Genomic DNA, 13,440 nt, shown 5'->3' with positions numbered 1-13,440 from the left:
CCACGCAACGTAGCAAGAGGTGGGTGGTATTTCCCTTATGTCCAGGTGGAGAGGTGCGTGGGCCGGGTGCCGGCCGGCCGCCGTCAGGCGACCGCGGGCGGCGGCTCCGCGTCGTCGTCCGGCGGTACGTACTCCGGCAGCGTCAGCCGGGCCACCGCCCCGCCGTCCGGCGCGTTCTCGAAGGCCAGCCCGGCCCCCATCACCTCCGCCTGCCCCACGGCGATGGTCAGCCCGAGACCGTGCCCCTTCGTGCCGCCCTCCGTGCGGAAGCGCTGCGGTCCGCCCGCGATCAGATAGCCGGGGAAGCCCTCCCCGTGGTCGCGCACGGTCACCACCGGCCCGTCGACCGTCAGCACGACCGGCGGGCGGCCGTGCCGGTGCGCGTTGCCGACCAGATTGCCGAGCACCCGCTCCAGTCGCCGCCTGTCCGTCTCGACCCGCACCGGCGGGCCGTCCGGCACGATCCTGACCTCGGTGCCGGGGCCCGCGGCACGCGCCACCCGCTCGGCGAGCGGCGCCAGTTCGTGCACGGCGAGATCGACCTGCTCGGTACGGGCGTCGAGCCGGGAGATCTCCAGCAGGTCCTCCGTGAGGGCGCGCAGCGCCCGGACCCGGTCCTGGACCAGCTCCGACGGGCGGCCCGGCGGCAGCAGTTCGGCGGCGGCCGACAGGCCGGTCAGCGGGGTGCGCAGCTCGTGCGCGACATCGGCGGTGAAGCGCTGTTCGGCCACGAGCTTGCGCTGGAGCGTCGAGGCCATGGTGTCCAGCGCTCCGGCGACGATCGCGACCTCGTCCTGCCGGCGCGAGGGGTCGGCCGTGCGGGGGTCGTTGACGCGGGCGTCCAGATCGCCGGCACCGATCCGGCGGGCCACCCGCGCGGTCTGGTGCAGCCGCCGGGTGACCCGGGTGACGGAGAACGCGCCGACGAGCAGCGTGGCGCCGATCGCCAGCAGCGAGGAGCCGACGATCGCCCCGTCCAGGCCGTTGATCGTGCGGGCGCTCTGGCTGTAGTCGACCTGCGTCGCCAGGGCGTGGCCGTCGGCCGGTGCGGCGGCCCACATCGTGGCGCGGCCGCGGTGGTCGGCGACCATCGTGCCCCGCTCGCCGCCCACCGCCAGGGCGCGCAGCGACGCCGGGAGCCCCGGCGGATCGAGCCCGGAACGCGGCGGCAGCGCCCCGCCCGCCTGGTAGGCGGCGGTGGCGTCCTCCAGCCGGGACAGGGCCTTCTCCCGGGCGTGGCCGACCGTCTGCCGGGTGACCGCGGTGTGCACCAGCACGCCGAGCAGCGCCGCCAGCACGCAGCACATCACGGTGATGAAGACCGCGGACTTCCAGGTGAGCGTCGCCGTCCAGGCGGGCAGCCGCCGCCACAGCCCGGGCCGGCGGACCCGGGCCGCGCCGGTCCGCCGGCCTCTCACCGGCGCTCCGCGGTCACGGGCGCCGACGGGGCCGCGGTGGGCGCGACGGGGGCGGGCGACGGGCTCGCGTCCGCGGTCGGCCGGGCGGAGGGCCGGGCGCTCGGGGTGTGACGCCGGCCCGGACCGTCCCGCGGGGTCATCCGCAGGATCTCGTCCTGCGTGGGCAGCATGGCGCGCTGCTGGTCGTCCCAGGACCAGGCCGTGCGGTACTCGTACCCGGTGATGGCCGACGGCGCCCGCATGATCAGGTCCCGCCCCGCCAGTTCCACGCTGATCACCGCGTCGGAGGTCGACATGATCCGGGTGAGTCCGCTCGGCTCCGGCATGTAGACGCGCACGGAGAGCTGCCGGTCGGCCAGCTGGATGCCGAGCACCATCTCGTCCCGGCCGTCGCCCGTCAGATCCCGGTAGTACGGCTTCAGCACCGGGCAGGACGCGGGCGCGGTCCGGCAGGCGTTGATCCGCCGTACCGTCTCGGCCGGGAACGCGGCCGTGCCGCTGGACCGGTCCGGGCGGGCGTTCAGCCCCGCCCGCACCACCGCCACCGGGTCCACCCGGCGCACGTCGCCGCCCGGGACGGTGATCCCGGGGATGTGCGCGGTCTCGCCCTCGCCGTAGTCGTACGGGGCGGCGGACGCGGGCGGCAGCTCCGGCCAGAGGCGGGCGGGGCCGATGGCGTCCGGGGCGGGTCCGGCGCTCCTCAGCTCACCGCCGGTTCCGCAGGCGGCCAGCAGTGCGGCGCCCGTGAGAGCCACGGCGGCGGCGGCGGCGCGGCGCCCCGTCCGGTGCTGCGGACGCATGTCTTCCTCCCGTTCCGACGGCCGGGCCGGGCCGCGCGTGCGCACGGCCCCGGCTCCGTAGACCTTATTCGGAAGGAAGTCTCTTATGCGTATTTGATGCTGATACTTCGATACCGCCGTTCCGTACCGCTGCTTCAGCGCTGATACGGGTTCTGGCCCTGGCCCTGCGTGCCCGGAGCGTAGCCCGGCTGCTGCGGGGACTGACCGAAGGGGTTCCCGTCCTGCGCGGCCACGTGCTGCGCCAGCAGCTGGTCGGCCTGCTCCTTGGGGATCTTCTGCTCACCGCCGCAGAAGGTGCACTGGGTGGCGTACTTCGTCGAGAAGGGGAACAGCGGCACGAAGAACAGCGTGAACTTCGTCACCCGCTTGCGCAGGGTGTGGGCCGCCGGATTCCCGCACCAGCCGCACACCAGCGTCAGGACCGCCAGTTGGTAGAGATAGCCTCGCGTACCGAAAATGATCATGTCGTGGGTCCCTTCCCCGTATTCCCCAGGAGCGCCCGGCGGCAGAGCGCCAGCAGCTTTTCGTCCTCGTACGTGTCGTGGCTGCCGTATCCGCCGTCCATCGCGTGGTGGCGGCGTACGGAGGCGAGTTCGGCGCGCAGCACCCGTGCCGCGTCCGACCCCGCACCAGCAGCCCCCGTGCGCGCCAGGCATTCGGCCACCCGGACCCTGACGTGACGGTTCTTCTCCCAGGCCGCGAGGAGTACCGGAACGGACTCCGCGGCCCGTCCGGAAACCTCCCACAGAGCGATCGCCGCGTCCACCCGCAGCCACAGCTCCTCATGGAGCAGCAGCGCCCGCAGCCGCGGCGCGGTCACCGCCGCGTGGGGGCCGAGCCGGCCCAGGGCGCTCGCCGCCGCCCGCCGTTCGCGCGCGTGCTCCGCCTGGAGCCCCTCGATCAGGACCGGCAGCACCGCCGCGGCGTCCCCGTCGACGGCCCACAGCGCCTCGGCGGCCTCCACGGCCCCCGCCGTCCCGGGGCGGCGGACCAGGGCCCGCAGGTCCGGTACCGCGCAGTGCGCCGCCGGACCGAACGCGCCGAGCGCCCGCAACGCCGCCGTACGCAGCCACTCGCCCCGGTACTCGGGCGCCCCGCGCAGGATGCGCAGCACCTCCGGAGCCGCCTCGCCCGCCCGGAGCGCGGTCAGCCCGGCGAGGAGCGGGCTCGCCCGGTCGTACGCCTCCTCGTCCAGCCGGACCTCGCTCAGCCGGCGGCGCAGCACCCCGGCCAGCGGTGCGGCGGCCGGACCCAGGTGCCCGATGGCGTATCCCGCGTCGTGCGGCACCTCGGGCCGCTCCAGCGCCGCCGCCAGGGCCGGCACCGCCCGTGCGTCGCCCAGCCGGGCCAGCGCCTTCACCGCACTGCCGAGCCCCGGAGGCCCGCTCGCCCACTCCTTCACCCACGCGCCCGGATCGGCCGCCACCCGGGCCGCCAGCGCGTCCCCCGCCGGGGCGGCGAGGCCGAAGAGCTCCTCCAGGACGTGCGAGGCGGCCTCGGCCAGTCTCGGCTCCTTCGAGACGAGCTGCTCGCCCACGAGGCGGACGAGCTCCCCGTAGGAACCGCGCCAGGCCCGTATCAGTCCGCCGGTCATCCGGACGGCGTCGATGCGCTGTCCCGGGTCGGGGCTGCACAGCTGGTCGGCCAGCAGCGCCGTCCGGTCGGCGACCCGGTCGTCGAGGCCGACGTGCAGCGTGCGCAGCAGATCGGCCGTCCAGGGCGCCGTGCGCCCGGCCCTGTCCTCGGCCGACAGGGCCCGCAGCTGCCCCACCAGCGCCACCGGCGCGGCCTCGGCGGGGGCGGGATCCGCCGCTGCCCCGAGCGCCCGGGAGCCTGCGGCGGAAACCTCCGGCGTCCCGGCGGCAGAACGCAGCTGCCGCAGCAGCCCCGCCACCACCCGCACCACATCACCCGGCAAGGCCCCGGGCGCACACCGCGCCAGCTGGGCCAGGGCCGCCAGCCGCAGCCCGGGCGGGTTCGCCTCGGCGGCCAGCCGGCTCAGCCAGTCGGCGATCCGGCCGGTCAGTGGGCCGTGCCGCAGGGCCAGCCGCCCCGCCGCCTCGATCAGGGCGAGCCGCACCTCGTCGTCCGGTTCGGCCGTCAGCCGCTCACGCAGCAGGGCCAGGACGCGGGCCGGACTGCCGTGGAGGGTGGCCAGCGCCAGCGGGGCGGAGACCCGCACCCCCGGATCGTCATCGGCCATCAGGGCGAAGAAGACCCCGGCGCCCGCGCTGACGGCCGCCGCCGCCATCGCGTAGTTCGCGGCGCCCTCGGCCTCCGCTTCGTCCTCCGCCTCGCCGATGTCGTCCTCGTCTATGTCGATGCCGCCGATGCTGGTCAGCAGCTCGACGATGCCCCCGCGGTCCGGCACGGCCGGATCGACGACCAGCTCGAAGAGGAAGGGGATGCAGGCGAGCGTGCAGGCGTAGACGTCACCCTGGTGGTGGACCGCTCCGTACATTCCGTCCAGCGCGGCCTCCCGCTCCGACGGATCGGCGGACGCCAGCCCCCGCAACAGGTCCGGCACATCGTCCGCAGGCCCGTACGCATGCTCCATCGAGGCCCAGTCGACCTCGTCGATCCCCGCGAACACGCCATCGCCTCCCCACGGTTTCCCACGAAGCAGTGTCTGCGCAGAGTGTGCACCACCGCTCGGACAATCCACCCGCCCCATCGCGCCTTTTGCTCTTGGACATGACAACACCGCCACCGATGCGGTATGTCCCGGCCAGGGGCCCCTGCCGGGTGTCCGGAAGCGGCTCCCCGGCGCGGTTCTGCGGACTGCGGCGACTCGGCTGCCCCCGGCGCGGTTCTACGGACTGCCGGGAACCGGCCGTCCCTGGCCCGGGTCGTTGAGCGGCGCGAGCAGATCACCGTACCGGTGGAGCCGCTCCGCCATGTCACCGGCCAGGAAGGCGAGGTCCCCGGGCGAGCGGCAGGTCTCGATCTCCTCCCAGGTGACCGGAGCGGAGACGGCCGGTTCGGCCCGTGCGCGCAGGGTGTAGGGCGTGGCCGTGGTCTTCGCCGCCGCGTTCTGGCTGAAATCGACGAACACCTTGCCCGGCCGCAGGGCCCGCTTCATCCGGTGCACCACCAGCTCCGGAAGCTCCTTCTCCGCCCGGACGGCGAGCCGCTTGGCGTAGGCCGACACCTGCGCGGAGGCGGTGGGCTCCACGGGTACGAGCAGATGCAGGCCCTTGGACCCGGACGTCTTCCCGTACGCCTCCAGTCCGTCGGCGGCCAGTCGCTCCCGCAGCCAGAGCGCGACCGCGCAGCACTCCACGACGGTGGCGGGCGCCCCCGGGTCCAGGTCGAACACCATCCGGTCGGCCACCCCCGGAGCGCCGGCGCGCCACTGCGGCGTGTGGAACTCCACCACCAGATTGGCCGCCCACATCAGCGAGGGGAGGTCCTGCACGACGACCTGCCTGGCCTCCTCCTTCTCGTGGTGCGGCACGGGGGCGGTGTGTACCCAGGACGGCGTACCGGGCGGCGGGCTCTTCGTGAAGAACTGCTGCCCGTCCGGCCCGTCCGGATAGCGGAGGAAGGACAGGGGCCGGTCCCGCAGATGCGCCAGCAGCACCTCGGTGGCCGTGGCCGCGTAGTAGTGCAGAACCTCGCCCTTGGTGGTGCCGGTGGCCGGATACAGCACCTTGTCCAGGTTGCTGAGCGACACCCGCCGCCCCTCCACCACTGTGATCGGCGTCATACGATAAGAATCACACGAAAACGGGATTCATAGGTACAGAACGCACACAAGGGGTGACCGGTGAGGTCCATATGGAACGGTGCCATCTCCTTCGGGCTGGTCAGCATTCCGATCAAGCTGATCAACGCCACCGAGAACCACTCGGTCTCCTTCCGCCAGGTCCACCTCGCCGACGGCGGCCGCATCCGCTACCGCAAGGTGTGCGAACTGGACGGCGAGGAGGTGGCCTCCGGCGAGATCGGCAAGGCGTACGAGGACGCGGACGGCTCGATGATCCCGATCACCGACGAGGACCTCGGCTCGCTTCCGCTGCCCACCGCCAAGACGATCGAGATCGTCGCCTTCGTACCGGCCGATTCCATCGACCCGCTCCAGATGGACGCGGCCTACTACCTCTCCGCCAACGGGGTGCCGGCCGCCAAGCCGTACACACTGCTGCGCGAGGCCCTGAAGCGGAGCCGGAAGGTCGCCCTGGCCAAGTACGCGCTGCGTGGGCGCGAGCGCCTGGGGATGCTGCGGGTCGTCGACGACGTGATCGCGATGCACGGACTGCTCTGGCCCGACGAGATCCGCGCACCCGAAGGGGTCGCCCCGGAGGGCGACGTCTCGGTCCGCGACGCCGAACTCGACCTGGTGGACGCCCTGATGAACACGCTCGGCGAGGTCGACCTGGACTCGCTGCACGACGACTACCGCGAGGCGGTCGAGGAACTCATCGCGGCCAAGGCGTCCGGCGAGACGCTGAGCCCACCGGAGCCCGGCGACTCCGGCGGCAAGGTCATCGACCTGCTCGCGGCTCTGGAGAACAGCGTCCGGGCGGCGAAGGAGGCGCGCGGCGAGGACGAGGGGGACCACCAGGGGGAATCGGTCGCGAAGGTCACCTCGCTCGCGGACCGCAAACCGTCGGGCTCCACCACCCGCAAGACCCCCACGGGCAAGTCGGTGTCGCGCTCCTCCTCCGGACCGGACGGCGGCGGCGCCCGGAAGTCCGCCTCCTCGCCCAAGTCCTCGGGGGCGAAGAAGTCCACGGCGGGCGGGAGCGAACCAGCCAGGAAGTCCACGGCGGGCGGGAGCGGACCGGCGAGGAAGAAGGCGTCCGGCAGCCGGTCGGGCGCGAAGAAGACCGAGACCGGGGCCGGCACGTCCAAGAGCGCCGCGTCCGGGAAGACGACTGCGGCCAAGAAGCAGGGCGGGACCAAGAGCGCCCCGCGGAAGCGGGCCTCCGCGTGACGGGCCGGCCGTCACGGGGCTGTAGCCCCGCGACGGCCGGCCCGCCCCCCGTCCCCCTGCCCGCGGAGGGGTCAGCGCCTGCGGTAGGAGCTCACATAGCCGGAGGCCGGCGTGCCGACACCCGTGACGTCGTCGTACCCGCTCACCGCCGCCAGCGAGGCGTCCTTGCCCAGGCTGCGCACCGAGGTCCGCAGGCCGTCCGTCGCGTCGTAGCCGTTGATGAAGTCCACCCGGGCGACCGCGAGATCACGGTCGGCGCCCAGCGGGTGGTCCGTCACGTCGTGGTACGCCTTCGTGTCGTAGCGGGCGTAGATCGCCGGGTTGGCGAAGCCGATCGGCCACCCGTGCCGCGCCTGCTGCGCCAGGGCCTGGACACCGGCGATGACCGGCGCCGCCAGCGACGTACCGCCGATGCGGTACTCGTCGTAGCCCAGTGATCCGTCCGGCAGCGTCTGGGTCTGCCCCACCAGGAAGCCGGTGTTCGGGTCGGCGACGGCCGCGATGTCCGGGGCCGTACGCATCCGTGTCTTCCCGTTCGCCTTCGCCAGCGAGTCCGGCACGACGCCGCGCTGGTAGAACGGCTGCTTCACGGTGGAGCTGGTGCCGCCGCCCGCGCCCGAGGTGTACGCGCCGGGGAAGCCCGTCCAACTCGTGCCGTCCGCCGCCAGCGGAGCGTTCAGGGTGCCCCAGCCGGTCTCCCACTGGTACGTGTTGTTCTTGCCGACAGCCAGTGACGTGCCGCCGACCGAGGTCACCCAGGCGGAGTTGGAGGGAACGTCGATCTGCTTGGTGCCCGTGGACGCGACGTTGTCGCCGTCGTCGCCCGAGGAGAAGTAGAAGCCGATGCCCTCGACCGCGCCCATCTTGAACACCTGGTCGTAGGCGAGCGCCAGGTCGGGGGTCTGGTTGGCCTCGATGTCGCCCCACGAGTTGGAGACGATGTCCGCGAGCCGGGAGTCGACGACCTTGTTCAGCGAGTCCAGCAGATCGTTGTCGTAGCAGGACGCGCCGCCCACGTAGACGATGCCGGCGTCCGGCGCGAGCGCGTGCACGGCCTCGACGTCGAGGGTCTCCTCGCCGTACCAGCCGGAGGCTCCGCACTCCTCGGTCTTCGTGTAGTCGTCCGGCAGCACCTGGCTGAGCTGCCCGCGCCGGTAGGGCGCGTCGCCGTTGCGCTTCGCGTACTCGGCGGCGTCCTTCGCGATGGTGGGGGAGGCGTACGCGTCGGTGATGGCGACGGTCACCCCCTTGCCGGTGAAGTCTCCGGCCCCGTACGCGGCACGCAACTGCCTGCCCGTGTAGCCCTTGATCGCGTACGGAACCTTGGCCCCGTACGCGCTCGGCAGGGTGGAAGCGGTCGCCGACCCGAAGGAGGAGGAGAACGGCCCCGAGTTGCGGAACACCGAGTCCGGCGGCGGCAGCACCTCGTCGTGCGTCGACTTGTGCGGTGCGTTGTCCAGGCCGGAGACGGCAAGCACGGCCTCGCTCAGCGCGGCCGGCACCGAGGCCGTGGAGGACGGGGCACGGTAGGTGTGGCCGCCCCTGCGGTAGTTGCGCAGCCGGGTGCTGAACGCCTTCTCCGCCCGGGCCGCTTCGCCGGTCGCCGAGACGTAGTGGCGGTTGGCTCCGGTGACGGTCAGCCCACTGGACTCCAGCCACCTGCTGACCCGGTCGATCTGATCCTGCGTGGCCCCGAACCGGGCCTGCGCCTGTGCGGCGCTCAGGTACTTCCCGTACGAGGGCGACCGCGGGTCCGACACGGCGGACGCGTAGGCGGCCAGGCCCTTCGCGTCCCGTCCGGCGAGGTGGACCCGGACGCTGACCTTCGCGCTGTCGGCCGTGGCCCCCTGATCGGCCGAGGCGGTGGCCCAGGCCGGTTTGGAGCCCTGCAGCGCGTCCCTTCCGCCGGGCGCGGAATCCGCGCTGGCGTCGGGTATCCCGAGGGCGAGCGCACCGGCGAGCAGCGGCAGTGTCGCCGCCATGCTCAGCGCGGCGCGTCGTCGGGCGCGGCTGATTCTCAAAACAACCCCCTGCGATGTGGGTCTCGCGTGTGGAGCATGTGCCGGATGATGTGCACATGTAATGCGCCACTCTGGCGAGGAACACCTCATGTAGGGGGCATGCGTTCCCCAAGACTCGGCCAAGGGGAGCCGGACAGCGGCCGGTTCGTACGGAATCGCCGGAGCGGACCACGTTTGCCGACAGCCTTGGAGACGCCGGAGCCCTTGCCAGGTGGCCTGGAGGCCTGGTGGCCAGGCGGTCCGGGGGCGCGAGGCCCGGAGGCCCGGAGGTCCCGGCGGTTTGGCGGCCCGGAGGTCCGGCGGCCTGAGCGACCCCGGCGATCCGGAGGCGCGAGGCCAGGCGGCCCGGAGGCCCGGCGGCTCGGAGGCCCGGAGGTCGGGAGGCCAGGCGGTCCGGGGGCGCGGAGGTCGGGAGGCCAGGCGGTCCGGGGGTGCGGAGGTCCGGCGGCCCGGCGGCCTGAGCGACCCCGGGGAGTGGCGGTCCGGTGACCTCGGCCCCTCGGCGCGGCCCGGCGCCCCGGCACCCGAGCGACTGTGGCGACCCGGCGCCCTGGCACCCGAGCGACCCCGGCGGCCCGGCAGGTCCTGCCCGGCGGGCCGCGAGACCTCTGCCTCCGCGGCATGCCGCCCTGCCGGTGGGCCTGTTGGCCGCATCCCGGCGGCACCCCCGGGCCACGCCGGTGGCATCCCGGGAGCCTCGCGACGGCTCGTCAGGGCCCGCGGAAGGCCGGGGCCGTGTCAGCCGGTGGAGACGGTGTCCGTCAGGCCGCCGCCGAACGAAGGCGAACTGGTCACGTAGGTACAGCCGGTGTACCGGTAGCCGGGCTGGATCGTCGAACCGTCCGCGTAACTGCTGACACCGGCTCCGGTGATCCCGGAACCCCCGGAGCCGACCCGGTGCTTGTACAGGAAGTGGTACTCACCGGCGGGCAGCCGCAGCGTCACCTGCGGATAGCTCTTGCCCGCCGCCTTGCAGGCACGCAGCGCCCCCAAGGACCAGGAGTACGGCGTGCAACTGCCGCACCCCTTGATGTCCACCCGGCCCGTGACCGGTCCGGTGTACAGGACCTCGACCCCGTCCGGAGCGTCGTTGGAGATGACGAGCTCCATGCGGGAACCGCCCGGCGCGTGCGCGGGAGGCAGCCGTTTTCCGGCTGCCGCGCGGGTGTCGGCTATCTCGGCGGCGATCGCGATGTCCTTGGCCCGTGCCCTGCGTTCGTCCTTCCTGTAGGTGTCGGCGAAGCCGGTCAGCGTCTTGCGGGCCTCTTCGAACTGCTTGTCCTTGAACTCGTCCAGACCGCAGGCGTACACCCCGTTCCTGATGCCCCCGTCCGCGGTCAGTGCCAGCGCCGAGATGTCCTTGTCCTGCAACGCGGCCACCGAGGAACGCAGTTGGCGGAGATCCTCCGTCGCCGCGCAGGGATCGCTTCCGCGCACCGCGTCCGTCCGCGCCGTGATCTCCTCCGAGACGGCGGATCCGACCTTCCCGGCCTGCGGTGACCCCGGGAAGGTGCGCAGCAGCTCACCCAGTGCCCCGCCGCTGAGCTCGGCCGTCCCGTCCCGCAGCTGTGAGACACCGCACGCGTACATCGAATCGGCCAGCGGCTCGTCGGGATACCGGGCCAGCTTGCCCAGCAGCGCGGCATCGATCGAATCGGGCACGGAGCGCAGATAGGTCAGCGGTTCGATGGCTTCGCAGTGCTTCTTCTGCCGGTAAGGCGCCGCTATGGCCTTGTAGAACGCGTCCAGCCGCCCGGGCACGAGTTTCCCGGCCCGTGATCCCGGATGGTCCTCACCGAGCTCGCGGTAGACGGCGAGGGCCGAACGGTAGTCCGTCCGCCCCGCGTCGAAGGACTTCGCCGACGCGGTCTCCACCGCCCGGTCTCCCTCGTCCAGCCGGTCGAGCAGCATCTGCTCGACCGCCTCGTCCCGCGCGGAGTCGTAATACACCGCACCGCCCGCCGGAACGGCCAGCAGGACCAGCCCCGCGCACGCCGCCACCACGGGCCGCCACGATCCGCCCACCGCCGCCCGCCGTGCCGTCCACGCCCCGTCGAGGGCGGCGACGGCCAGCACCAGCAGATAGCCGGCGACCAGGCCCCCGGACACCCCGTCAGGGTCGGCGGGCAGCGCCGCGAACAGCATCCAGCCCGTCGCCACCCCGCACAGAATGGCCCGCAACCACCGGCCCATCAGCACATATCCAAGGCCGAGACCGGTGAGGTTGAGCAACGCGACAGCCAAGGCCCGCACCGCCGCGCCCGGCGGCACCGGCCCGGACGGTGGTACCGCCGGGACAGGACCTGGCGGCGCCTGGTCCGGCGTCCCTCCTGCCCGCGGCGCGTACCCCGGCACCGGTGGCACCCCACCCGGCCGTTCCGCAGAGTCCCCGGCCGTCCCCTGATCCCCCGACTCCATCGGTCCCCCAACCGTCGAGCCCACGTCTTCCCCGGTGAATCTGCCCCCGTTCATCACCGCCCATGCGCCCGCGAAGGGGTGGAAACAAGGACGGAAGTTGACACTCGCGGCAACGCCGGGCGGGCGCCCGGACGGCCGCGCCCGGTAAGGTACGCATCGCTGCGACTGGCGCGCGCCCCCACGGGGTGCTCAGTGGAATCGACCACGAGGGAGCGGCACACCCCGGGCCCGCCCGGGGGCGTCATCGCCGGAGAGCCGTCCGCCTGGGCATCCGGGTCCACGCCGCAGCAATGCGACCGACCCGGGAGGATCCCGTGACCGCATCCGTACCCTCGCACCCCCGCCACCCCGCCCTGGCGGCAGCCGATCCGGAGCTGGCCGCCCTGGTGGCCGCCGAGGAGCAGCTCCAGGCCGACACCCTCCGCCTGATCCCCAGCGAGAACTACGTCTCGGCAGCCGTGCTCGAAGCCTCGGGGACCGTGCTCCAGAACAAGTACTCCGAGGGCTACCCCGGCAAGCGGTACTACGAGGGCCAGCAGATCATCGACCAGGTCGAGACCCTCACGGCCGAGCGGGCCAGGACCCTCTTCGGCATGGACCACGCCAAGTGCAGCCGTACTCGGGCTCACCGGCCAACCTCGCCGTGTACCTGGCCTTCCTCAAGCCCGGCGACACCGTGCTCGGCATGTCGCTCCCCATGGGCGGCCACCTCACGCACGGCTGGGGCGTCTCGGCCACCGGCACCTGGTTCAACGGCGTCCAGTACGGGGTGCGGCGCGACACCGGACGCGTCGACCTGGACGAGGTCCGCGACCTGGCCCTCGCCGAGCGCCCGAAGCTGATCTTCTGCGGCGGCACCGCGGTCCCCCGGGAGATCGACTTCGCCGGCTTCGCCGAGATCGCCCGCGAGGTGGGGGCGGTCCTGGTCGCGGACGTCGCCCACATCGCCGGCCTGATCGCCGGAGGTGCGCACCCCTCGCCCGCCCCGCACGTCGACGTCGTCTCCACCACCACCCACAAGACCCTGCGCGGCCCGCGCGGCGCGATGCTGCTGAGCCGCGCCGAGCATGCCCGCGCCCTCGACCGAGCCGTCTTCCCCGGCCTCCAGGGCGGCCCGCACAACCAGACCACGGCAGCCATCGGCGTGGCCCTCCGGGAAGCCGCCACCCCGGACTTCCGGACCTACGCCCACGACGTGGTCACCAACGCCCGGACCCTGGGGGAGGAGCTGGCGGTCCGCGGCTTCGACCTCGTCTCCGGCGGCACCGACAACCACCTGCTGCTGATCGACCTCACGAACAAGGACGTCCCCGGCAAGACCGCGGCCAAGGCGCTGGACCGTGCCGGCATCGTCGTCAACTACAACACCGTCCCGTACGACCCCCGTAAGCCCTTCGACCCCTCCGGCATCCGCATCGGCACCCCGGCCCTGACCTCGCGCGGCATCCCCGCCTCCGAGATGGCCACGGTCGCGAACTGGATCGACCGCGTGGTCGGAGCGGCCCGCACCGGCGACGAGTCCACCGTCACCGCGGTGCGTGCCGAGGTGAAGGCGCTGATGGACGGCTACCCGGCGCCGGGGCTGCCGGTGGCCTGACCCGCGGGCGGGCCGGCACCGGGACGCCCCGGTGCCGGCCCCTCCCGCCCGATCGGCCCGGCGCGGCAAGGACGGCATAAGAAAAAGACCCTCTGCCTGGTGTTTCCACTGGCGAGAGGGTCTTTTCGGCACTTCCTGCGAAGTGCCCCCGGCAGGATTCGAACCTGCGCACCCGGCTCCGGAGGCCGATGCTCTATCCCCTGAGCTACGGGGGCGTGTCGCTGTGCTGCTCTGCGACGGGTGAAAC

8 protein-coding genes, 1 tRNA gene and 1 pseudogene are annotated in these 13,440 nt (G+C 73.2%); 2 read left to right on the top strand and 8 right to left on the bottom strand.

The window, feature by feature from the left end; translation table 11 throughout:
* Positions 1-83: 83 nt before the first annotated feature.
* The 5 genes from E6R60_RS24440 to ligD form a co-directional block, all read right to left on the bottom strand.
* Positions 84-1,418: a HAMP domain-containing sensor histidine kinase gene (locus E6R60_RS24440; protein WP_136328778.1), complete on the bottom strand. Its 1,335-nt coding sequence runs from the start codon at positions 1,416-1,418 to the stop codon at positions 84-86.
* Positions 1,415-2,218 (bottom strand): hypothetical protein, encoded by an 804-nt coding sequence (locus E6R60_RS24435; protein WP_136328777.1) that lies wholly within the window; start codon positions 2,216-2,218, stop codon positions 1,415-1,417. Before E6R60_RS24435 ends, E6R60_RS24440 begins: the two co-directional genes overlap by 4 nt.
* A 134-nt stretch (positions 2,219-2,352) precedes the next feature.
* On the bottom strand, positions 2,353-2,682 hold the full coding sequence (locus tag E6R60_RS24430) for a zinc-ribbon domain-containing protein (RefSeq protein WP_136328776.1): 330 nt from the start codon (positions 2,680-2,682) through the stop codon (positions 2,353-2,355).
* Positions 2,679-4,811, bottom strand: a complete 2,133-nt coding sequence (locus E6R60_RS24425; RefSeq protein WP_136328775.1) for a PBS lyase — start codon at positions 4,809-4,811, stop codon at positions 2,679-2,681. The genes E6R60_RS24430 and E6R60_RS24425 overlap by 4 nt, the downstream gene beginning before the upstream one ends.
* Positions 4,812-5,030: 219 nt before the next feature.
* Positions 5,031-5,927, bottom strand: coding sequence for a non-homologous end-joining DNA ligase (ligD, locus tag E6R60_RS24420; RefSeq protein WP_136328774.1), 897 nt, complete (start codon positions 5,925-5,927; stop codon positions 5,031-5,033).
* 60 nt (positions 5,928-5,987) lie between these two features.
* On the opposite strand from ligD, the gene E6R60_RS24415 reads away from it, so the two are divergent.
* Positions 5,988-7,157 (top strand): Ku protein, encoded by a 1,170-nt coding sequence (locus tag E6R60_RS24415; protein ID WP_136328773.1) that lies wholly within the window; start codon positions 5,988-5,990, stop codon positions 7,155-7,157.
* A gap of 71 nt (positions 7,158-7,228) precedes the next feature.
* Here the strand turns inward: E6R60_RS24415 and E6R60_RS24410 are convergent, their stop codons facing one another.
* Both E6R60_RS24410 and E6R60_RS24405 read right to left on the bottom strand, forming a co-directional pair.
* A complete protein-coding gene (locus E6R60_RS24410) occupies positions 7,229-9,139 on the bottom strand; it encodes a S53 family peptidase (RefSeq protein WP_136328832.1) in 1,911 nt (636 codons plus the stop codon).
* 777 nt (positions 9,140-9,916) lie between these two features.
* Entirely contained in the window at positions 9,917-11,431 is a 1,515-nt protein-coding gene (locus E6R60_RS24405; protein ID WP_240802666.1) for a hypothetical protein, read from the bottom strand.
* 455 nt (positions 11,432-11,886) lie between these two features.
* On the opposite strand from E6R60_RS24405, the pseudogene glyA reads away from it, so the two are divergent.
* Positions 11,887-13,193: pseudogene (glyA, locus tag E6R60_RS24400) on the top strand (serine hydroxymethyltransferase).
* A gap of 143 nt (positions 13,194-13,336) precedes the next feature.
* Here glyA and E6R60_RS24395 read toward each other — a convergent pair.
* Positions 13,337-13,408, bottom strand: a tRNA-Arg gene (locus tag E6R60_RS24395).
* Between the last annotated feature and the right edge of the window lie 32 nt (positions 13,409-13,440).

The organism is Streptomyces sp. A0642, assembly GCF_004795105.1.
In the GTDB taxonomy this organism is placed as follows: domain Bacteria; phylum Actinomycetota; class Actinomycetes; order Streptomycetales; family Streptomycetaceae; genus Streptomyces.
This window is presented reverse-complemented; position numbering and strand designations above follow the sequence as displayed.